This window comes from Rhodococcus sp. 05-2254-5, from assembly GCF_002258575.1.
Lineage (GTDB): Bacteria > Actinomycetota > Actinomycetes > Mycobacteriales > Mycobacteriaceae > Rhodococcoides > Rhodococcoides fascians.
On record NZ_NOZG01000029.1, the window covers coordinates 186,028 to 206,869 of the forward strand.

Genomic DNA, 20,842 nt, shown 5'->3' on the forward strand with positions numbered 1-20,842 from the left:
CATCGGACGGGGCCGAAGTATCGACCAGACGGGGTCTACTGGTCGTCGATCGCCGACAACTTCCAGGTGCCGTCGATCTTCTCCATGTTGACTGTCAGAGGGCCTTCCGCACTGCCGGAGGCAACGCCGTTCTGAGTCGCGCTGATGTTGACGTTCGCGATCAGTTCGGCCTTGTCGTCCTCGAGTCGCGAGACGCCGATATCGGTGACCATTGCCTCGGTGCCGGTATCGGTTTGCACCACAGCAGATTTGGTGGTGTCGGCGGTGGAGTTGAACTCGTCGAGCATCGACTGATTGAGCACCGCCCGCGCCGCATCGAAATCTGCATCGATCGTCTCGGCCTTGTACGTGTACAGGGTCTGCAGAGCGTCGGTAGCTGCCGACGTCACCTCTTGCGTCGCCGAAGAATCCACCCACGCCTTGTTGTCGATCGTCGCGAACGGCTTGAATGCAGCGACGGCTGCGAAAGCACCGAGAACCACGGCGATGACCGCGACCACGATCACGTGCTTGAACCCGATACCCGACGCCGACTTCGGCGATTCGGTCGTCTCGGTCGTCTCGGTCGAGGTCGAGGTGGGCGCGACCGGTTTCTTCAGCCCGGCCCTGGACGGGCGCGACTTGTCCTGCTGCGTGTCGACGGGCTGCGTCTCGGCCGGTTGTGTCGTGACCGTATCCGTCTCGACCGGATCTGTCTTGTCCAGTCTGGGCTTTTCCGACGCGGGTGTGGTGCCGACGGCTGTCTCGGCAGCCGTGGTGTCGGGTGCCGCTGTCTCGGGTCCCGTTGTGTCGGGTGCCGTTGTCTCAGGTGCCGGTGCGTCGGTCTCGGCCGACGTCGGCTTGGCGGTGCCGGCTACCTTTCGACGTACCTTGCTGGTGGTCGTGGGGGGAACGATCTTGCGACGCTGGGGAGGCACTGCAGAACTCCTTCGAGGCTTACTTCTGTACAGATGGACGACGGCGCTGCCGGCAAACTCAGTTGCCGCCGGTGTTCGGCTGGGGGGCCGGCGTCGCTTCCGTACTGGGGTCGACCGCGTTGGGGTCGGTGGGACCACCCGGTTCCGTCGGAATGACGGGATTGGTGTTCGGGTTGTCGAGAGAGATCCGCGAACCGATGGGATCGACCTTGTTGGTCTTCCACACCCCGTCTACGTCTTCCATGGCCATCCGCATGGTCAGCTTGCTGCGCTCCACCCGGTCGGGCCAGGTGGTGGTCGTGGCGATGACGACGAGCGCCGTTGCGGTGTTCTCGTCGGTGCTCAGCTCGGTGAGGGTGCCGTGCAGCACCTCGGCCTCGCTCTTGGCACCGGACTGACGAACCTGATCGGTGATTCCCGAACGGGTCTGCTCCAGATCGTTGAGCATCAGATCACCGGTGATCGAGGACTTCATGTTGTCGAACGACTGGTCGATGTTGGCTGCATCCACAGTGTTCAGGTTGACCGCAGCCTGCTGAGCGCCGGTGAGCGCCGCATCGCGGGTGTCGGCGGTGGGCTTCTCACTCAACAGCGCCGTGCCCCAGCCGTATCCGAAGAACACGGCCGCTGCGAGCGCCGCCACGGCAATCACCGTGACGACGGCCAACAGAATCTTTGCTGTCTTGCTTGACCCTGGAGTCGCGGGCGACTCCAGGGTTTCGGTGCTCGAGTTCACACTGTCACCCTACTACTCGGTAATATCCGGCCGAACCGCTCTCGGCCCGATAGTAGTGCTGAGCAGCAGTTCCTTCGGCCCCGCTACTTCGGCGTGACGCCGAGGAGCGGTGCCAACTGGGTGGCGATGGGGTTGAGGTTGAGCTTCTCGGGATCGACCTTGGGCTTGAGGTCCCACGGCTGCGGCACGTCCGGATCGGCGAACACGATTCGGTTCGCGCTACGGACACCGGTGACGCTGCCCTGCGGCGTCGCGCAGTTCGCGTCGAGGTTCAGTGGGTAGTTCTCCCGAGTCTCGTCGAAGTTCGGATTCTTCCGCTTCTCCTCGTCCAGGATGGCCTGGCTGCCCTCGTAGCCGACGGTGCACGGCGGCGGGTTGTTGGTTTCGAGCAACAGACCCTGATGGATAGTGCCGTCGTTCGGGACGATGGTCGAGATACCGGCACCGAGTGCAGGCAGGAACGTCAGGAACGGACGGAGCGCGACCGTCCGCGGCTCGGCCTGAGCCGCGACCAGGGCCAGATTGTTGATATCGGTCGTCAACGCCGGGCCTGCATCGGTGATGAGACCACCGACCTGGTCTCCGGCAGCAGTTCCGGTATCGATGAGACGACGGATATCGGGATCGCTCGACTTCAGCTGAGCCGTCACCTGATCCAGGCTCGTGCTGAATTCGCGAATCAGATCCGACTGCTCGGATTGAGTGTCGAGCACCGGCACCGCGTCACGAACCAGCGACAGAGTCTGCGGCAGAGCCTCGTTGGCCGACTCGGAGATGTTCCCGAGCGAATCGACCAGAGACTGCAGGTCGTTGCCCTTGCCGTCGAACGCGACACCGAGCTCGTTGACCACATTGGTCAACGTGTCCAGCGGCACCGACCTGACCAAGGTGTTCGTGTTCGCGAGCACGTCCTCCACCGGAACCGGCGTGGCGGTGTCGGCCTGTGCGATTTCCGAACCGTCCACCAGGAACGGACCCTGATCGGACTGCGGCTGCAGGTCGACGAACTGCTCGCCGATCGCGGAACGGTTCGCAACGACGGCCTTGGTGTCGGCCGGGATGTCGGGTCCACCGTTGTCGAGTTTGAGCGCCACCCGGACACCGTCCGACGTCAACTGCAGATCGCCGACGGTTCCGACCGGCACACCGCGGTACGTCACCTCGGCATTGGAGAAGATGCCGCCGGAGTCGGCCAGGTTCAGTGCGACCTCGTACTGCCCGAACCCGAGCATGTTGTCCAGGCGGACGTACTTGCCACCGACGTAGATCAGCCCGAGCAGGGCGACCACGACGAACGCGACCAACTGAAAGCGAACGAGCTTCGATCTCACTGTCCAACTCCGAATCGTTCGAGCAGATCGGTCACGGGAGCCAACGGGTCGAACGGTGCAGGCTCGGCAGCACCGGCGGCCTCACCCGCAGGCGCACCCGGTCCGGGAACCGGCGACGGAATGATGGGCGGCAACGGCAGCAGCGAGATCGTCGGCCAGCCCGGACGCGGGCCGTTTCCGTTGTAGTACGGATTCGACGGATCCACGACCGGCAGCGTGTTGCCGTACTTCGGCTGGATGTAGACCGGATCGCCCTCTCCCACACCGAAGTTCCGCAGCGCCGTACCGATCGAGAGATCCAGCGAGAGGAACAGGTTGGCCGAGTTGCCCTCGATGATCTTCTCGGTGCCGTCCGCGAACGGCAGTGTCGGGATCACCGCGAGGGAGGTGACGACGTCGTCCGCGGAATCGGCCAGGGCCTGCAGCGTCGGACGCAGTGCACGCAGATCTGCGATCAGGTCGTCCTTGGAGCGATCGATGACATCGGTGCCGACGGCCCCGAGTCGATCGAGTGCCCCGAGCATCTCGGTGAGCTGCGGGCGTTGCTTCTCGAGAACTTCCGTCGCGATCGGCAGGTCTTTGAGAACTGCGTCGATCTTGTCGGTCTGCGAGTTGACGCGACCACTGAGAGTGTCGAGACCGTCGATGGCGCGGGTGATGTCGTCGCGCTGCTGATTGAGACCGTCGATCAACGTATTGGCCTGCTGCAGAAGCTCTTTGGTCTTGCCTTCGCGACCGTCGAACGCCGTGCTCAGCTCTTTGACGATCGGCGAGAGCTGCCCGACGCCGCCGCCGTTGAGCAGCAGCGACAGGGCACCGAGTACCTGCTCGATGTCGGTTGCATGGCGGGTGCGATCGAGCGGGATCGTGGCACCGTCCTGCAGACGTGCAGCCTCTTCGTCACCGGGAGGTGCGGAGAGCTGCACGAACTTCTCACCGAGCAGGTTGGTCTGCTGCACCGACGCGATCGCGTTGGCCGGCAGATCCACGTCGGAGTTCAGGATGACGTTGACATCGGCGGTCCACCCGTCGTTCGGCACCGAGATGGAGTCGACGCGACCGACGGGGACACCGTCGACCTTGACGGTCGACTGCGGCACCAGGTCCAGCACATCGTCGAACTGCACCGTCAGATTGAACGGGTTGTCGCCGACGTCGGCACCACCGGGCAGCGGGATGGCATAGATGCCGGCCGACGAGCACGCGCCGGCAGACAGCGCCACCACGCACAACCCGGCTCCGAGGGTCAACGAACGTTTCACGCGAGCTCGATTCCGATTCACAGAGGTCATCACTGTCCTCCCCCGATGAGCGACCTGTCGAGACCTGGCATGGTGGTGGACCCCAGTCTCGGCGAGACGTTGCCCGGCACGGTGCCCGGCACGGACACGTTCTGCTCGATGTCGTTGGTGAGAACCCCGAACGGCAACACAAGCCGATTCTGGTCGGCAAGAGGAGCCTGGATCATGGTGGTGATGTTGGCGCACTGATCGATGATCGGCTGAATCTGCGCACCGAGCGCCTCGAAACGCGGGTCACCGGGCACCAGCTTGCCGAGGTCGAGCAATCGGCAGACGGTTCCGAGCGGATCCTGGGTCTCGTTCTGCAGATTGGCACGCGATGCCAGCGTGCCCGATTCTGCGTCGTAGGCGTTGACCAGGTTGCTGATGGCCAACGGCAGCAGCGTCAGAGTTTGCACGAGCTGCTCACGGTTGTCGGCGAGGGTCTGAGTGGGGACCACCAGACCGTTCGCTGCGGTGGTCAGCTCGGTCCGGTTGTCCGCCACGAACGTCGCCACGTCACCGAGGGACACCGAGAGCTGCTGCAGGGCGGCTCCCAGGTCCTCGCGCTGGCCCGACAGGAAGCCCGTCAGATCGGCGAGCTGACTGTTGAAGTTACGAACCTGCTGATCGTTGACGGCCAGCGCACTGACGAAGGTCTGCAGATTCTTGATCGTGTCGAAGACATCGGAGCGCGAGTCGCTCAACGTACGGCCGGCAGCCGAGAGCTGAGTGATGCTGTTGCCCAACGCTTCCCCGTTGCCGTCGAGGTTCGCCGCACCGGTGTTCACGAGGTCGGTGAGAGCGCCGTCCTTGTTCGCGCCGTCCGGACCGAGAGCAGTGGACAGATCGTTGATCGACTTGTACAGCTCGTCGACCTCGACGGGAGTGGCAGTGCGATCACGGCCGATCGTCGTGCCGCTGGCCATGGTGTCGCCGCCGGTGTAGACGGGCGAGAGCTGGACGTAACGATCGGCGACAAGCGACGGGGTGACCTGAACGGCCTTCGCGTCGGCCGGAATGTCGATGCCGCGATCGACTCGCATGACGACCTCGACGTCCTCACCCAACGGCGTGACCGATTCGACGGTACCCACCTTGACGCCGAGAACTCTGACCTCGGATCCAGAGTAGATGCCGATCGACTTGTCGAAGTAGGCGGTGATCTTGGTCGAACCGGCCCTGGTGAACAGCCACCAGCCGGCGACGGCCAGAACCAGCGCCACGATCACGACGACCGCGATCAGTGCGAGCTTGTTCTTGTTCCTCGGTGCTGCCTGAGTCTCTGTCATCAGTTCCCCGCCAACGTATCGAGCGCGGGCTGGCGGTAACCAGGTATCAACGGAACTCCGGGTGGGGTGAGGTTGGCCAGAACGATGTCGAGCCATCGTCCGTTACCGGTCACGTTGGTGTAGAGCCGGATGAACGGCTCGTACAGCTTCAGCGCCCGGTCGAGATTGTCGTTGTTGCGTTGCAGGATGTCGATGACGCCGTTGAGCTGTTGCAACATCGGGTTGATGGTCGCCTCGTTGTCACGGACCAGACCGGTCAGCTCCTGCGACACACGTTGCGTGCCGGTGAGCAGCTGGGAGATGGCCTGCTGCCGATTGTTGAGCTCCTCGAGCAGTGGACCCGCATCGGTGATCAGTTTGTTGAACTGCTCGTTGCGGTCGGCCAGCACCTTGGAGGTCTCGCCGGTGGCTGCGAACAACTTCTTGAGTTCCTCGTCGCGGCTGGCCACCGTCTGCGACAACCGAGTCACGCCGTCGAGCGAGGCTCTGATGTTGGCCGGGGTCTCGGAGAACGCGTCGGACAACGTCCGCATGCTGGTGGCGAGCTGGTCGGTGTCGATGTCGTTGATCGTCGACGCCGCCGCCGAGAACGCGTCGATGACGTCGTACGGAGAGGTGGTGCGCGCCAACGGAATCGGATCTTTCGGGCTCAGGGTGTCCGAGCCACTCGGATCCAGTGCCAGGTACTTCTGCCCCAGCAGAGTCTTGATGGCGATGGCCGCTCGCGACTCGTTGCCGACCCAGGCGTCCTGCACCGTGAAGTCCACGAGCACCCGGTCGCCGTCGAGCCGCACGTCGGTGACCTTGCCGACCTTGACCCCCGCGATACGGACTTCGTTGGACGGCTTCAGACCTGCGGCTTCACTGAACTCCGCGGTGTACACCGAACCTGCACCGATGATCGGGAGACGGTCGAGGAAGAAGACCGACATCGTGGCGAGCAGGATGATCGCGATTCCCAGTGCCCCGATGGTGGCCGGACTACGTCGAGATGTCATTGCTTGATCCCCCCAGCTTTGCAGCGCTCTGCCGAGTTCGTGTACAGGGGCTGATTGACGGTCGGAAGCCCGGTCGGCAAATTCAGGTTCGGCGAATACCCCGGTCCGGCGACGATGTCGATACCGCAGAGGTAGAACGTGAACCAGGATCCCTGCTGAGCCGTACGAATCAGCTTGTCGAGCTTGACCGGCAGATTTCCGAGGACCGCGTCCACGTCGGCGCTGCGTCGATTGATGGTCTCCGACAACGTGTTCAGCGCTGTGACCGAACCCTGGATCGACGGCCGTGTCGGCTCGAGCAGGTCCGCGGTGGCGTTGGTCAGTCCGGCCAGCGAGGTCACGGCCGAGCCGACGACGTCGCGGTCGGCCGACAGGCCCGACACGAGCTGCTGAGTGTTGACGATGAGGCTGTCGAGCTGCCCGTCGTTCTGGTTGACCGTGGCGAGCACGTTGTTGAGGTTGGTGATGACCTGACCGATGACCTGATCCTTGTCGGCCACGGTGTTGGTCAGACTCGCAGTGTTCTTGACCAGTTCGTTGATGGTGCCCGATTCCCCCTGGAACACCTGGATGATCTGGTACGAGAGCTTGTTGACGTCATCTGCGCTGAGCGTGGTGAACAGCGGGCGGAATCCGTCGAACAGAGTCGTCAGGTTCACTGCGGGCTTGGTGCGCTCGAGCGGGATGGTCGCTCCCCCGGTGATCTTCTTGCCCTGATCGCCCGAACCCTGCTCGATGGCGATGTAGCGCTGACCGACCAGGTTGCGGAAGCGAATGGTGGCCGTCGAACTCGCCGGCAGCCAGTCGCGACTGCTCAGCGTGAAGTCGACCTTCGCCTCTCGTTCGTTGGCGATCTCGATCTTGTCGACCTGCCCGACGCGAACGCCGGCAATTCGGATCTCGTCACCCTCGTTGAGCGAGGTGACATCGGTGAACATGGCCGAGAACTTGGTACCACCACCACCGCTCGAGTTCGCGATGGTGAAGGCCAGGGTGGCTGTGGCGATGATCGTGATCACGGCGAACACGACCAACTTGATGATCGGCGCGAGAAGGCCTCTCATGGCACGGTCACCTCCACTCCTCTCAATGCCGGTGCGCCGAGTGCGGCGGCCCACGACGGAACAGTCTCTGGTGCAACACCACTCGCTTGTCCGTAAATGACGGCAAGGGTGTCACGCTCGAAGTCCGAGCCCTCGTAGCTCGCGGGCTGTGCAGACGCGGAGACAGCGGGAACGATGGAACTCTGAGCCGACTTCGGTGGGCCCTGCCCGGGGATCTCCTGCGGGCCGGGATTACGGGTCGGTACCTGGTAGGACCCGTCGTTGACCGAACCTCCCGGGTACTGCGGGAAGAACTCTCCCGGTGCCGCCGGCTCGAAGCAGGTGGCTCCGCGGTCGTCGAACAGCCGTGGCTCGTCCTGGTTCGGCAAGTAACGGCCCTTCGGGTTGACGAACGATGCGGACACGTTGATTCCGGGGTACTCGTCGCCCTCACCGAGGACGATCTTGCCGCGCCTGGCACCTTCGGCGAACTGACTGAAGGTGCAGCCGAACGTCGGCGAGAACTCGGCCAGCAAATCGAGAGCCTCTCGCGAGTTCGAGGCGAGACCGATCAGATTCTCGGAGTTGACCTGCAAGAAATCGGCGGTCGTGTTCGATGCCGACGTCAGCGAGCCGTAGAGCGTCTCGAGGCTGGACTGCCGCTCGACGACCGTATTACCCGTCGTACGCAGGTTGTCCAGCGCCGAGATCAGCTCCGGTGCCGCGTCTGCATAGGTCTGGGAGAAGTCGGCGAGACCCACCAGCGTCTGCTGGATGTTCGGCAGTTCGGTGTTGAGACCGGACACGACATCGGTGAGGTCGTCGATGGTCTGTCCGAGCTGCTCGCCGCGTCCGCTCAGGCCCTGCGCCAGTGACCCGAGGGTATTGGCGAGGTCCTGCGGCGGGATGGCTTGCAGCAACGGCAGCAACCCGTCGAGCAGCTGCCCGACCTCGATCGCGTTGCCGCTGGTGTCCTGTCGAAGAACGGTGCCGTCGGAGATCGGCGACGCCGAATCGTTCTCGGGCACGATCAGCGAGACGTAGCGCTCGCCGAACAAGGTCTTCGGCAGCAGCCGCGCAGTGGCATTCGACGGGATCAGCGGAGCCTTGTCCGGATCGATGGCGAGCTGCGAGGTGACGACGCCGTCGACGGTCGACGCCGAGCGCACCTCGCCGACGATCATGCCGCGCACCTTCACATCTGCGTTCATCGGCAGAGCGTTGCCGACCGAGTCGGTTTCGAGGCTGACGTTGACGACCGATTTGAACGTCTTGTTGTAGGAGGTGATGCTCCATCCGAGAAACAGGATGAGTACCAAGAAGAACGCAAGTCCGAGCAGTACTCGCTTCAGTCGCGACGGCGAGTCGATCATCCGGCAACCCTCACTGTGGTGGTCGTGCCCCAGATGGCGAGGCTCAGGAAGAAGTCCAGTACCGCGATCGTGACGATCGCCGTACGTACTGCGCGACCCACCGCGACGCCGACGCCTGCCGGTCCGCCGGAGGCGTGGTAGCCGTAGTAGCAGTGGATCATGATCAGCACGAACGCGAAGATGAGCACCTTGAGGAAGGAATACAGCACATCTTCTGGAGGTAGGAACAAGTTGAAGTAGTGGTCGTACGAGCCGGACGACTGCCCGTTGAAGATCGTGCTGATTCCGCGGGAAGCGACGTACGAGGCAAGCAGACCGACGATGTAGAGCGGGATCACCGCGACGAATCCGGCGATCATGCGGGTGGTGACGAGGAACGGCACGCTGGGCACTGCCATGACTTCGAGTGCGTCGATCTCCTCCGAGATACGCATCGCGCCGAGCTGGGCGGTGAAACCACAACCGACGGTGGCGGACAGTGCAAGCCCGGCCACGATCGGTGCAATTTCACGGGTATTGACGTAGGCGGACAGGAAGCCGGTCAACACCGAGCTGCCGAGCTGTTCCAGGGCGGCGTAACCCTGCAGACCGACGACGATGCCGGTGAAGCCGGACATCATCACGATGACACCGATGGTGCCGCCGATGACGGCGAGCGCGCCGCTGCCGAAGGTGACCTCCGCCAGCAGGCGGAGAACCTCCTTCTTGTAATGGACTGCGGTCTTGGGTATCCACCCGATGGCCCGCAGATAGAACGACATCTGCTCGCCTGCGCGATCGAGCACGTTGAGCGGGGCATTGCCGACGCGCTTGACGCGCATCAGCGTGCGGTCACCGCGACCTCTGGCGATCGTCATCGCGGTTACGCTCCCTTCGCTGGTACGACCTGGAGGTAGACCAGGGTGAGAATGAGGTTGGCGAAGAACAGCAGCAGGAACGTGATGACAACCGTCTGGTTCACAGCTTCACCGACACCCTTGGGGCCGGGGTTGGGATTCAGGCCCTTGTACGACGCGATGATGCCGGCGATGAGACCGAAGATCGCCGCTTTCGCTTCTGCGACATACAGATCGGGTAGCTGAGCCAACGCAGAGAACGACGCGAGGTAGGCACCGGGGGTACCACCCTGCAGGATCACGTTGAAGAAGTAGCCACCGACGATGCCGACGACCGAGACGAGTCCGTTGAGCAGCAGCGCCACGAGGATCATGGCCAGCACTCGCGGAACGACGAGGCGGTGAACCGGATCGATTCCCAGTACCCGCATCGCGTCGATCTCCTCGCGAATGGTGCGAGAACCGAGGTCGGCGGTGACGGCAGAACCGGCCGCACCGGCCACCAGGAGGGCGGTCACGATCGGACTGCCCTGCTGGATGACGGCGAGCACGCTGGCTGCACCGGTGAACGATTCGGCACCGAGCTGCTTGATCAGCGAACCGGTCTGCAGCGATACGACCGCGCCGAACGGAATGGCGACCAGAGCCGTCGGCAGAATCGTCACGCTGGCGATGAACCAGGCCTGCTCGATGAACTCGCGGAACTGGAACGGCCTACGAAAGGTGTTTCGGACCACCTCGACGAACAGTTCGACGATATTGCCCGCTTGTGTCAGAGCGGCGTTCGCGGGCGCGAACGCGGACTTCTTCGATCCCCCCATGTCTGCTATTGACCCCGACCTTGTGTTGGAGCTTGGTAGCCCTGCTGATCATGTCCTTGGTCGTAGCCTTGTTGGCTGTACCCCTGTTGGTCGTAGCCCTGCTGGCCGTACCCCTGTTGGTCGTAGCCCTGCTGGTCGTAGCCCTGCTGGTCGTAACCCTGCTGGTCTGCGTACGCCGGGTAACGCTGCCCCGAGTCGGTGCTGTCGAGGCTCTCCTGGATCGCGACCTGAGCGCTGTGCGGCAGGGTGTGCATGATCTGGCGCACCCGCTCCTGCCTGCGTCCGACGGCCTGGCGCACCGGCGTACCCGGGGTGGCCTTCATCTGCGGCACGATGCCTTCGACGTCGTCGACGCCACCGGCGTGGTGACCGGCGTCGACCATGGCCTGCTCCTGCGCCATCTGCGCCTCGTCCTTCTCTTCCGACATTCCGATCGGCCCGATCATCGTGCCGTTCAGGAATTGCTTGACCACCGGCTCGTCACTGGTGAGCAGCACCTCACGGGGGCCGAACATGACCAGCTGACGACGGAACAGCATGCCGATGTTGTCGGGGACCGTTCGAGCCAGATTGATGTTGTGCGAGACGATGAGGATCGTGGCATCGATGTTGGCGTTGATGTCGATCAATGTCTGCGAAATGTACGTCGTACGAACAGGATCGAGGCCGGAGTCCGGCTCGTCGACGAGAATGATCTCCGGGTCCAGCACCAGCGCGCGGGCGAGGCCGGCACGCTTGCGCATACCACCGGAGATCTCACCGGGCAGCTTGTCCTCGGCACCGAGCAGACCCGTCAGTTCGAGCTTCTCCATGACGATCTTGCGAATGTCGGACTCGGACTTCTTGGTGTGCTCGCGAAGCGGGAAGGCGACGTTGTCGTAGAGGTTCATCGAGCCGAACAGGGCACCGTCCTGGAAGAGCACTCCGAACAGCTTGCGGATCTCGTAGAGCTCACGCGAGGAGCACTGCAGGATGTCGGTTCCGTCGATGAAAATCTTGCCCTGCTCGGGGCGAAGGAGACCGATCAGCGACTTGAGGAAGACCGACTTACCGGTACCGGAAGGACCGAGCAATGCACTGACTTCACCCTTCGGCAGAGTCAACGTCACGTCCTGCCAAATCTTCTGTACACCGAAAGACTTGGTCAATCCTTCGACCGAAACCTCGACTCCCACGCTGACCTCCACAATTCATACACATCGACCCGGATGTGGGTTGCGTCACTGTATCCCATGCACGTGTCCGCTCCGACACAGGAGCTTACCGCCCAGTAAGAACTTCCCCGAGTCAGGCTGTAGAGCTTGCATCAGTGTGGCTCATCTCACGCGAGCCGGTCGGGAAGTCGCCCGAACTGTGACAAGTCCCTGCCGTCGGATTCTGTGACAAGACACAACTGCACCCGGCCGAGACCATTCGGAAAGCTTCGGACTTCGGCGTTCACGAGTAAACAGTGACGCGTTGCCGATGTCCCGGGATCGAGAAGACTCCGTGATCGGTCACAACGCAGCGCGATGCGATCCGCATCGAACACAGGAGAAGGCTCCATCGAACGCAGGAGCAGCCCTCCCCCGAACACAGAAAAGGGCCGCCCTCACCGAAGTGAGGACGGCCCCTTCTGTGCGCTCGATGTTGAGAGCGCGAAGTACGACTGCAGTGAAGCGGTCTTACTTGACGGAGATCTTTGCGCCGGCAGCTTCCAGCTTCTCCTTGGCAGCCTCGGCTGCATCCTTGGCGACCTTCTCCAGGATTGCCTTCGGAGCGCTCTCGACGAGGTCCTTGGCTTCCTTCAGGCCGAGGCCGGAGACGACCTCACGGACGACCTTGATGACCTGGATCTTCTTGTCGCCGGCCGACTCGAGAACGACATCGAACTCGTCCTGCTCTTCGGCTGCCTCAGCCGGAGCGCCTGCTCCGCCTGCTGCTGCAACTGCGACGGGAGCAGCTGCGGTGACCTCGAAGGTCTCCTCGAATGCCTTCACGAACTCGCTGAGCTCGAGGAGGGTGAGCTCCTTGAACTGGTCGAGCAATTCTTCGGTGCTGAGCTTCGCCATGGTGGCGGTCCTTCCTGTAAGTACCTGGCCGCTGATCCGCGACATGGTGTTGGTGTGGAGCTGTTCGCTAATGCCAGCGGATCAGCTTTCGGCGGGAGCTTCCGCCGGTGCTTCTGCTTCTGCAGGGGCCTCGGCTGCGGCAGGTTCGCCGGCAGCCTTCTTCTCCTGCAACGCGAACGCCAAGCGGGCGAACTGCGATGCGGGAGCGTTGAACAGGCCTGCAGCCTTCGACAAGTTGCCCTTCATGGCGCCGGCGAGCTTGGCCAACAGGATCTCGCGAGACTCGAGGTCTGCGATCTTGTTGATCTCGTCCACGGACAGCGTTGCGCCGTCCATGTAGCCGCCCTTGATGATCAAGGCCTTGTTGTCCTTCGCGAAGGCCTTGATGGCCTTCGCAGCGTCGACCGGCTCGCCCTTGATGAATGCAATGGCGGTCGGTCCGACGAACAAGTCGTCGAGGCCGGTGATGCCGGCATCGGCAGCTGCGCGCTTGACCAGGGTGTTCTTGGCGACGGAGTACGTGGCACCTTCGCCGAGCGCACGCCGGAGCTGAGTCAGACCGGAAACCGACAGGCCACGGTATTCCGTGACGACGGCAGCCGTCGAACCCTTGAACTGGTCGGTGATCTCCGAAACTGCGGAGACCTTTTCGGGCTTTGCCATACTTCGCCTCCTCTCGTGGGAAGTTGTGTCGATCGCGAGAGGGCCGGAAAACGACGAACGCCCCGGTGCAGGAAGCACACGGGGCGTGAACAAGTGGCAGCCGAAGCTGCACGACAGGTTCCCTACCGCGTTCTCCTGCGTGGGCCGTCCGAAGCGATCTCGGACCTTCAACCGCACACCTGTCAGGAAATTTCCCTCGAGAAGGCGGTGACCAACGGTCTTGGGTAGAACTTGATTGGGCGGAACGAAAGAAATGCACGCACTGCGAGCACATTCCTTCTGGACCGTCGACCAGGCTACAACACCTCGGGGGTCAACTCCAAAACGATCGGCTACTGCCGCACCCCGTAGACGACCAGGTTGCGTTCGTAACTGCCCACGGTCGCATCGAAATCGCCCGAACAGGTGATCAACCGGATCTCGTCGCCGGGCACCGCGCCGAACACCGACGCCGTCGGGAAGTCCGCCTTGCCGTGGTCGCCGATGCGCTCGATCCGATAGTCCGCTCGGCCACCTGCTTCGTCGCCGACCGTGACGATATCGCCCGGGTTCAGATCCGACAGCCGATCGAACACCGCAGGCCCGGTAGTCGAGTCGACATGCCCGGCGAACACCGTCGGACTGCCGATCCCACCGGGTCGGCCACCGCCGGTGAACCACCCGACGTCGTCGTAGTCGGTGGGTACCTCCATCTCGCCGCTGTCGGCAATACCCAGGCCGACGAGCCCCTCGTCGAGCGCGATGGCAGGAATGCTCAGGCGCATCGGGATCGGCCGATCCCCCACTACGCCGGACAGTTCGGGCGAGGGCACGGGCACGGGCGACGAAGAGGACACCGTCGGGGCCGGCTCAGGTTGTGACGACGGTGGCGACGGTGGCGACGCACCACATCCCGTCACCACCGCCGTCAGAACCGCAGCCGTCAGAACCGCGGCCGCGAGTGCAGCCCGCGTGGGGAGCTTCAGCTCTGCACCCCGCGGGTGCGCCGTGCCACCAACGTCACGCCCGCGACAGCCATCGCGCCGAGGGCTACCGCGCCGACGACGGGAGCTGCGGAACCGGTCGCCGAATCGGATGCCGCGGCGAGCGCCGCGCCGCCACCTCCGGTTGCTACCGATCCGACCGGAATCCGGGTCAGCTGTCCTCGGACCGCTCCGGCCGAGAAGTCGACGGTGTGGGTGTCGGCCGCGAAGCCTGCTGGGTCGGCTTCGATCCGGTCCAACGTGAATCCGGTACCGCTGTCTGCATCGGCACCGGCCGGGGTCAGACCGGTGGTGAACGGACCCTGCATGCAGCCGTTGCTGTTGCGCGGGCCGTCCCCGACGGGGGTCGGGTTCGGGAACGCGAGGCGCGGCGGTCCCGCTGCACCTGCTGCGGCCTGGTGGATATGAGTAGCCGTCTTGGCCGGGCTCATGTAGTCACCTGTCACACCGTTCAGCGAGATGTCGTAGCAGATGATGTCGAGGTCGGAATTGATCCGCAGCGTGAAGGTGCCCATCGCGCCCGGCTGACCCGGAGTGGCCACGCCGTCACCGTTCAGAACCTGATCGGGCGTGGCCATCGCGGTGAATGCGCTGGTGAAACTGTCCGGTTCGGCGACCGGGGTGTCGGCAGCGGCCGGGCCCGCCGAGAACAGCAGCAGCGCCGCCGCGGTGGCCGTACCGCCGACGAGTGCCGTGGCGGATCTACGAACGGACGCCGCCCGGCGTGTAGTGGAACGTGTGATCATCTCGTGTGCCTTCCATGAAAGTATCGGGCAGGCGAGCCCGTACACGGTGTACGACGGTCGGCGCGTAGATGTTCAAATATCGGTAAAGAAATATTCCAGTCTTGGATATGAACGCCTGCGGGGCCGCAGACGTAATCACTGTCATGAGCATCGGGAGCGTGATCGAGCTGAACTTCGATGTCGCGGCCGCATACGACCAGCACGCGTCGGAGATGCTCGGTTACGCCGTCAATGCCCTCCGCGATCGAGCCCTCGCCGAGGATTGTGTGCAGGAGACGTTCCTGCGGGCCTGGCGGGCCAGAGCGCGCTTCGACCCGAGCCGAGGTTCACTTCGCACGTGGCTCTTCGCGATCGAGCGAAACGTCATCGTCGATCTCGTTCGGTCCCAGGCGAGAGTGCCTGCGACGACATCGGACCGGCCCGACGAGCACGAACGCGGACCGAGCGCCGTCACGCGCGACACCACCGCCGACACCGACGAGCGGCTCCGCATCATCGCGGCACTGGCACAGCTCTCGCCCGACCACCGCGAGGTCGTCGTGGCTGTGCACGTATCCGGAAGCAGCTACGCCGAGCTGTCGGAATCGACCGGAGTGCCGGTACGCACGCTCCGCACCCGCGCCTTCTACGCCCTGAAGGCACTACGCAGAAACCTCGACAGAAAGGAGGACCGATGACAGCCTCACCCGATCGGCGGGCAGAGTTGATCGCTGCAGCAGTCGGCGACGATCTCGACAATGCCGAAGCCGACGAACTTCGCGCACTGGCCGCGTCGGACCCCACGGTCGACATCGAGATCGCTGAACTACGCGCGACGACGGAGCAGCTCGAACGCCGGGGCCCGAACCTGCCGTGGCTCGACTCGACTCCGCCGCCCGGACTCCGCGAGCGAATCCTGACCGCCACCCAGAACGCCGGCAACGCCGAGAACACCGTGGTCCCTGAGCGTTCGGACAGCTCCGGATTGCAGCCGGTCGCCAGGCCGCGGTTCGGTGTCAGAAACGGGTCGGCCGGGTTGGCCGCTGCCGCAGCGCTCGTCGGTGTCGTCGTCGGCAGTGCAGCAGTACTGGGCATCGACGCATACCGCTCCGAGCCCGGTGAACCCCAGGTCGTGGTCACCGGACCACCAGGAACTCTCGGGGCCTACGAGGAAATATCGTTCACCACCAGCGGACCGACTGTCGACGTCGAAGGCGGTCTCGTCGCCCACACGTGGGGAACGGAAACCGTCCTCGAAATGGACGGCATCTCCGACGGCGGTCCGTACGACGTCGTTCTCGTCGACCGATCGGGCGTCGACCGGCCGTCCGGCACGTTCCTCGGCAGCACCGTCACCATCGAGTGCCGGATGAATGCCGCCGTCCTGCGCGGCGACGTCGCCGAGATCGAGATCAGGGGTTCGGACGGAGTCGTACTCGCGTCGGCTCAGGTGCCGTCTGCCTGAACGCTTGTCTCGGAACGCAATCCGGGCCACCAATTTCGCTCGCCGAACAGCTTCATCATCGCCGGCACCATCATCATGCGCACCAGAACCGCGTCGAACAAAACGGCGACAGCGAGCGCGAACCCGAACTGTTGGAGTTCGAGAACATCGGCAGTGAGGAAGCTGGCGAACACGGCGATCATGATCGCGGCCGCAGCAGTGATCGGCCTGGCGGTGTGCTCGAGGCCGTCGACAATCGCGGTGTCGTTGGCGCTGCGTCGGTTGCGATGCGAGACGAACACCTCGCGCATCCGGCCGATGAGAAACACCTCGTAATCCATCGACAGACCGAAGACCACGGCGAACACGGTGACGGGCAGATACACCTGGATGTAGCCCGGACTGTCGAATCCGAGTAGCGACGATCCCCATCCCCACTGGAACACCGCCACCGTCGCACCCAACGCCGCGCCGGTGACGAGCACATTCATGGCGACCGCCTTGATCGGAATCACCACGCTCCGAAAGACGATGCCCAGGTACACGAGCGAGAATGCCAGCACCGCGAACACGACCCACAGGAATTTGCTCGAAATCTCCTGGGAGGCATCGACGACGAGGGCGGTGGTTCCGCCGACGGATACGGTGGTGCCGTCGCGGTCTGCGGCAACAACTGCCTGCGACCGGATCGACTCGACCAGGTCGGAGGCCTCGGTCGAGTCGATCGGCACCGCGGGCACCACGATCAGCAGCGTGCGGCCGGAGTCCTGTTGCGCCAGGGCGTAATCGACGCGACCGTCGGCTCGGATGTCGTCGGCGAAGGCCGCGACCGTGGCCGCCTGCATCGGTTCGAGCGGACGGTCACCGCTGCCGGTGAACACGACGGTGATCGGCGAAATCGTTCCAGGAGCGAACTTCTCGGTGAGGACCGTATTGGCCCGGCCGCTCGGCTCCGCGGCAAGGGCGTCGGCTCCGAGGTCCACCCCGTACTGGATGGTCCCGATCGGCACCAGGGCGGCCAGCAGCACGGCTGCGGTGACGGCCGTGTAGCGCCACGGGCGTTCGATGACGTGTCGCGCCCACCGTGACCACCACGTGGGTATCGCGGCATCGTGCTCACCGACCGCCGGAGGCTGAAACCTCTGCGGTAGCGACAGTGTCGAGATTCGCGGGCCGAGGACCGCGAGAATTGCCGGTAGCAGCGTCCAGGCCACCACGACGACGCACGCCACCGTCAGCGCTACGACGAACGAAATACTCTGCACGGCAGGAACATCGACGATCGCCAGAGCACCGAGCGAAATGAGTACGACCAGACCGGAGATGACGATCGTGTGGCCCGCCGTTCCCATCGCGGCCCCGACGGCCGCATTCGTACGCCCCTGACCCGTGGCGTCCCCCGGCAGCGTGGTGCGGTCCATTTCCTCTCGAAATCGGCTGACGATGAAGAGCGCGTAATCGATGCCCAGACCGAGACCGAACATCGACGCCACCGTCGTCACGAGGACGTCGAAGGTCATGACGTGCGAGAGCAGCGAGAACACCCCGAACGCCGCCAACACTCCGATGCCCGTGGTGACGAGCGGCACGATGCCGGCGACCACGGATCCGAGAGCCATGATCAACAGCACGAATGCCAGTGGTAGGCCGATACTTTCGGCCCGCACGGCGTCGTCGGACTCGACTTTGGTCAGATCGACGGTCATCGGCGAGTATCCGGTGACCGCCACGTCGATACCGCCGGCGGATGCCCCGTCGATGAGCTTCTGCATCCGTTCTGCTGTCGCGATCCGGTCGCGAGGGTCGCCGCCGACACCGACGAAAGCCAGCGCCGACGTTCCGTCCTCGGAGATCTGGGGCACGAATCCGGCCGTCTCGTAGGGATCGACGACCCGCAGCACATCCGGGGATTGCCGCAGCGCAGAGACGGTCTCGCCGACGCGTTCGCGGAAAGCGGGATCTGCGACGCGGACCCGATCCGACGTGAACGTGACGACGAGCTGCTCGGACCCGAACGAGGAGAAGTGCTGTTCGACGAGCGCGTCGGCGCGACTCGATTCGGTACCGGGGACGGAGAAGTTGGCACCCACCAACGAGTTCTGCAGTGCCGGATAGAGCGTAGCAGAACCCACCGCAAGCAACAGCCAGACGGCCAGCACGAGCCACCTGTGACGGCCGACCGTCCGCCCCCAGCGGTCACCGATGTCGAGCCTGGTCTGCGCACGGTCGAGCACCACCGTCCGATCGATCATGGCCGAGGCAGCTCGAGATCGCGGTTGTAGATGCGGTACGTCCGGTGCGGAGTCTGCTCCATGCGGGTCAGCACCGATCCCTTCATCCAGGGGCTGTCGTCGAGCACCGGCGCTGCCTCCACCCGGGTGTAGCCGAGATCGCGCATCCGCACCGACAACTCCATGATCAGCAACGACGACACCGCGCGATCGGGGCAGTCCGGATCGACGAACAGCATGTCCACCCGCACCCCGTCGATGACGTCCGTCCGGCTCGGCTTCTTGACGTGCCACAGCGTCACCAGGTCTCGCAGCCACCGCGACTTCAGGTGCGCGGCCTTGGCCGCGGCCTGATTGACGTCCGGGATGCCCATCAGAAATCCGACGGGCTTGCCGTCCAACTCGGCCAGCAGGGTCAGCCGTCGATCGAGAACCGGGAGCATCATCCTCAGCAACTCGAACAGTTCCACGAAGGACAGCGGTGAGAAACCCCAGAAGTTCACGAACGTCTTGTTGTAGAGATCGCGCACGATGCGCGCGTCGCGGCGAACCGTTCGGTACTTCATGGAGCGGAACGTCACTTCCGAACGCGCTTTGATCTTTTCGAAGATCTGCATGTGCCGCGCATATTCGGGGCGGTTGTAGATCACGCACGGATCGTCGAACAGGTAGCTGTAGAAGTCCTTGATCCCCACGAGCCCCCACTTCTCGAAATGGGCTGCGTAGTACAGAGGATTGTGCGGCATGCCCACCAACGGAAGGGCAGGCTCGTCGTCGACGACGATGCCCGCGCTGTAGAACATCGACGGACCGAAAGGCCCGGACATCGCGCCGAGCCCGCGCGCGGCAAGCCACGCCGCTGCGGCATCGAGCAGGCCGGTGGCGACCTCGTGATCGTCGACGGCCTCGTAGAACCCGAAGAAGCCGATGGATTCACCGGTGTACTGGGTGAAGCTCGTGTCGTGGATGGCCACGACTCGTCCGACGACGACCCCGTTCTCGCGTGCGAGGAAGGCCGCGATATCGCGGGTCGACGCGATGGCGACCGGCGGCGAAATCAGGATCCGATCGAGATCCATGGGTTCGTCGGGCAATCGGTACGGATCACCCTGGTAGACGAGATCGGTGACAGCCTTGAATTCGTTCCAGTCCTGGGTGGACTCGACCCGGTCGACAGTGATCATCGTTCCTTCTCACGTGAAGTGTTGTCTGCCACCGGGATCGGTGAGCGGGCGACGACGCTCTCCCCCGCGAACACGTACTGGCCCGGTCGGACGGTGATGGTTTCGGCGAGAGCGTCGGGGACGAACACGTCGCATTGAGACCCGAAGCGGATCATCCCGTACTGCTCGCCGCGTTCGACGGTGTCGCCGACGGCGACGTGCGCGACGATCCGGTCGACCCACAGATCCGCTATCTGTGTCACCGTCACCACCGACCCCGATGAATGTTCGATGGAGATGGTGAGCCGCTCGTTGCTCAGTATGTAGTCGCACCCCTCGTCGTACGGGGTGCGCCGCGTCAACAGGTTCGCTCCCACTCGCGCCATCGACTTGTTGAACGGTGCCGCGGAGCGATGACGCCGCATGCCGATGGCGCCCGAGATCGGAATCCTGTTGCGGTGCACCGAGTATTCGGACATGTAGATCCCGATGAGGTATCCGCTCTCGGTCGCTGCCACACCCGCGATCTCGTCCAGCGGAATGGTTCTGCCCTTCTTGACGGCGAATGCCGTCGAACCCGCGTCGACGCGTTTGACGTACGTGACGAACCCGTCGGCGGGTGCCACCACCGACTGCGGATCGGCCGGCGGAACGCGATGCGGGTCTCGGAAGAAGAACCGGGTGCGCCAGTACAGGAACAGCCCGAACGGCGCCGCCACGGCGACACCCACACCGACGAGTGCTCGTCCGAGCGACATCAGAGATGTCGCTGTTCGTCGATGCTCTCCGACCAGGTCACGAACGCGTCCGCTGCCCGGTGACGTAGCGCACCGGGCAGCAGCCCGATAGCTGCACACACGACGTAGAAGCCAACGGAGAGCACGGCATTGGTGACCTCGTGGCCGAGGGAGAGTTCCCGCAACCGCACCGAGGTCGGCTCGAATCCGTCTGCCAC

21 protein-coding genes are annotated in these 20,842 nt (G+C 63.9%); 2 read left to right on the forward strand and 19 right to left on the reverse strand.

Annotated features, from left to right (window positions below):
- Positions 1–35: 35 nt before the first annotated feature.
- The 15 genes from CH278_RS20235 to CH278_RS20305 all read right to left on the reverse strand — a co-directional run bounded on the left by CH278_RS20235 (position 36) and on the right by CH278_RS20305 (position 15,070).
- Positions 36–917, reverse strand: a complete 882-nt coding sequence (locus tag CH278_RS20235; RefSeq protein ID WP_032386233.1) for a hypothetical protein — start codon at positions 915–917, stop codon at positions 36–38.
- A gap of 58 nt (positions 918–975) precedes the next feature.
- Positions 976–1,653 (reverse strand): hypothetical protein, encoded by a 678-nt coding sequence (locus CH278_RS20240; RefSeq protein WP_032365277.1) that lies wholly within the window; start codon positions 1,651–1,653, stop codon positions 976–978.
- A gap of 83 nt (positions 1,654–1,736) precedes the next feature.
- Positions 1,737–2,984: an MCE family protein gene (locus CH278_RS20245; protein ID WP_032365276.1), complete on the reverse strand. Its 1,248-nt coding sequence runs from the start codon at positions 2,982–2,984 to the stop codon at positions 1,737–1,739.
- Complete coding sequence (locus tag CH278_RS20250; RefSeq protein ID WP_094622919.1) at positions 2,981–4,246, reverse strand: MCE family protein; 1,266 nt, start codon at positions 4,244–4,246, stop codon at positions 2,981–2,983. The genes CH278_RS20245 and CH278_RS20250 overlap by 4 nt, the downstream gene beginning before the upstream one ends.
- 29 nt (positions 4,247–4,275) lie before the next feature.
- Positions 4,276–5,556 carry an MCE family protein gene (locus tag CH278_RS20255; protein WP_032365274.1) on the reverse strand — a complete coding sequence of 427 codons (1,281 nt, stop codon included), beginning with the start codon at positions 5,554–5,556 and terminating at the stop codon, positions 4,276–4,278.
- Positions 5,556–6,554: an MCE family protein gene (locus tag CH278_RS20260; protein ID WP_032365273.1), complete on the reverse strand. Its 999-nt coding sequence runs from the start codon at positions 6,552–6,554 to the stop codon at positions 5,556–5,558. Before CH278_RS20260 ends, CH278_RS20255 begins: the two co-directional genes overlap by 1 nt.
- Positions 6,551–7,618: an MCE family protein gene (locus tag CH278_RS20265; protein WP_032365272.1), complete on the reverse strand. Its 1,068-nt coding sequence runs from the start codon at positions 7,616–7,618 to the stop codon at positions 6,551–6,553. The genes CH278_RS20260 and CH278_RS20265 overlap by 4 nt, the downstream gene beginning before the upstream one ends.
- On the reverse strand, positions 7,615–8,970 hold the full coding sequence (locus CH278_RS20270) for an MCE family protein (RefSeq protein WP_032369724.1): 1,356 nt from the start codon (positions 8,968–8,970) through the stop codon (positions 7,615–7,617). The genes CH278_RS20265 and CH278_RS20270 overlap by 4 nt, the downstream gene beginning before the upstream one ends.
- Positions 8,967–9,827 (reverse strand): MlaE family ABC transporter permease, encoded by an 861-nt coding sequence (locus tag CH278_RS20275; protein WP_032365270.1) that lies wholly within the window; start codon positions 9,825–9,827, stop codon positions 8,967–8,969. The genes CH278_RS20270 and CH278_RS20275 overlap by 4 nt, the downstream gene beginning before the upstream one ends.
- Before the next feature lie 5 nt (positions 9,828–9,832).
- Positions 9,833–10,627: an MlaE family ABC transporter permease gene (locus tag CH278_RS20280; protein WP_032365269.1), complete on the reverse strand. Its 795-nt coding sequence runs from the start codon at positions 10,625–10,627 to the stop codon at positions 9,833–9,835.
- A 5-nt stretch (positions 10,628–10,632) separates the two neighbouring features.
- Positions 10,633–11,802, reverse strand: coding sequence for an ATP-binding cassette domain-containing protein (locus tag CH278_RS20285; protein ID WP_094622920.1), 1,170 nt, complete (start codon positions 11,800–11,802; stop codon positions 10,633–10,635).
- Positions 11,803–12,291: 489 nt separating this feature from the next.
- Complete coding sequence (rplL, locus tag CH278_RS20290; RefSeq protein ID WP_032365267.1) at positions 12,292–12,678, reverse strand: 50S ribosomal protein L7/L12; 387 nt, start codon at positions 12,676–12,678, stop codon at positions 12,292–12,294.
- An 81-nt stretch (positions 12,679–12,759) separates the two neighbouring features.
- Positions 12,760–13,341 (reverse strand): 50S ribosomal protein L10, encoded by a 582-nt coding sequence (gene rplJ, locus CH278_RS20295; protein WP_032365266.1) that lies wholly within the window; start codon positions 13,339–13,341, stop codon positions 12,760–12,762.
- A gap of 332 nt (positions 13,342–13,673) precedes the next feature.
- Positions 13,674–14,159, reverse strand: coding sequence for a class F sortase (locus tag CH278_RS20300; protein ID WP_230592922.1), 486 nt, complete (start codon positions 14,157–14,159; stop codon positions 13,674–13,676).
- A 143-nt stretch (positions 14,160–14,302) separates the two neighbouring features.
- Positions 14,303–15,070 carry a CHRD domain-containing protein gene (locus tag CH278_RS20305; RefSeq protein ID WP_032369727.1) on the reverse strand — a complete coding sequence of 256 codons (768 nt, stop codon included), beginning with the start codon at positions 15,068–15,070 and terminating at the stop codon, positions 14,303–14,305.
- 143 nt (positions 15,071–15,213) lie between these two features.
- On the opposite strand from CH278_RS20305, the gene CH278_RS20310 reads away from it, so the two are divergent.
- Complete coding sequence (locus tag CH278_RS20310) at positions 15,214–15,747, forward strand: RNA polymerase sigma factor (RefSeq protein WP_230073282.1); 534 nt, start codon at positions 15,214–15,216, stop codon at positions 15,745–15,747.
- Positions 15,744–16,514, forward strand: coding sequence for a hypothetical protein (locus tag CH278_RS20315; RefSeq protein ID WP_032407344.1), 771 nt, complete (start codon positions 15,744–15,746; stop codon positions 16,512–16,514). Before CH278_RS20310 ends, CH278_RS20315 begins: the two co-directional genes overlap by 4 nt.
- Here CH278_RS20315 and CH278_RS20320 read toward each other — a convergent pair.
- Genes CH278_RS20320 through CH278_RS20335 form a run of 4 tightly spaced genes read right to left on the reverse strand, consistent with a single transcriptional unit; the run spans position 16,496 to position 20,842 of the window.
- Positions 16,496–18,745 carry an MMPL family transporter gene (locus CH278_RS20320; RefSeq protein WP_094622714.1) on the reverse strand — a complete coding sequence of 750 codons (2,250 nt, stop codon included), beginning with the start codon at positions 18,743–18,745 and terminating at the stop codon, positions 16,496–16,498. The genes CH278_RS20315 and CH278_RS20320 overlap by 19 nt on opposite strands.
- A complete protein-coding gene (locus CH278_RS20325; protein ID WP_032386227.1) occupies positions 18,742–19,908 on the reverse strand; it encodes a hypothetical protein in 1,167 nt (388 codons plus the stop codon). Before CH278_RS20325 ends, CH278_RS20320 begins: the two co-directional genes overlap by 4 nt.
- On the reverse strand, positions 19,905–20,645 hold the full coding sequence (locus CH278_RS20330) for a phosphatidylserine decarboxylase (protein ID WP_094622715.1): 741 nt from the start codon (positions 20,643–20,645) through the stop codon (positions 19,905–19,907). The genes CH278_RS20325 and CH278_RS20330 overlap by 4 nt, the downstream gene beginning before the upstream one ends.
- Entirely contained in the window at positions 20,645–20,842 is a 198-nt protein-coding gene (locus tag CH278_RS20335; RefSeq protein ID WP_032369733.1) for a hypothetical protein, read from the reverse strand. Before CH278_RS20335 ends, CH278_RS20330 begins: the two co-directional genes overlap by 1 nt.

Bases quoted from the DNA above. Each gene is read 5' to 3' on its own strand.
- CH278_RS20305 (WP_032369727.1), bottom strand. From the start codon at position 15,070: ATGATCACACGTTCCACTACACGCCGGGCGGCGTCCGTTCGTAGATCC.
- CH278_RS20255 (WP_032365274.1), bottom strand. From the start codon at position 5,556: ATGACAGAGACTCAGGCAGCACCGAGGAACAAGAACAAGCTCGCACTG.
- CH278_RS20280 (WP_032365269.1), bottom strand. From the start codon at position 10,627: ATGGGGGGATCGAAGAAGTCCGCGTTCGCGCCCGCGAACGCCGCTCTG.
- CH278_RS20325 (WP_032386227.1), bottom strand. From the start codon at position 19,908: ATGATCACTGTCGACCGGGTCGAGTCCACCCAGGACTGGAACGAATTC.
- CH278_RS20265 (WP_032365272.1), bottom strand. From the start codon at position 7,618: ATGAGAGGCCTTCTCGCGCCGATCATCAAGTTGGTCGTGTTCGCCGTG.
- CH278_RS20275 (WP_032365270.1), bottom strand. From the start codon at position 9,827: ATGACGATCGCCAGAGGTCGCGGTGACCGCACGCTGATGCGCGTCAAG.
- CH278_RS20320 (WP_094622714.1), bottom strand. From the start codon at position 18,745: ATGATCGATCGGACGGTGGTGCTCGACCGTGCGCAGACCAGGCTCGAC.
- CH278_RS20310 (WP_230073282.1), top strand. From the start codon at position 15,214: ATGAGCATCGGGAGCGTGATCGAGCTGAACTTCGATGTCGCGGCCGCA.
- rplL (WP_032365267.1), bottom strand. From the start codon at position 12,678: ATGGCGAAGCTCAGCACCGAAGAATTGCTCGACCAGTTCAAGGAGCTC.
- CH278_RS20315 (WP_032407344.1), top strand. From the start codon at position 15,744: ATGACAGCCTCACCCGATCGGCGGGCAGAGTTGATCGCTGCAGCAGTC.
- CH278_RS20330 (WP_094622715.1), bottom strand. From the start codon at position 20,645: ATGTCGCTCGGACGAGCACTCGTCGGTGTGGGTGTCGCCGTGGCGGCG.
- CH278_RS20260 (WP_032365273.1), bottom strand. From the start codon at position 6,554: ATGACATCTCGACGTAGTCCGGCCACCATCGGGGCACTGGGAATCGCG.
- CH278_RS20270 (WP_032369724.1), bottom strand. From the start codon at position 8,970: ATGATCGACTCGCCGTCGCGACTGAAGCGAGTACTGCTCGGACTTGCG.
- rplJ (WP_032365266.1), bottom strand. From the start codon at position 13,341: ATGGCAAAGCCCGAAAAGGTCTCCGCAGTTTCGGAGATCACCGACCAG.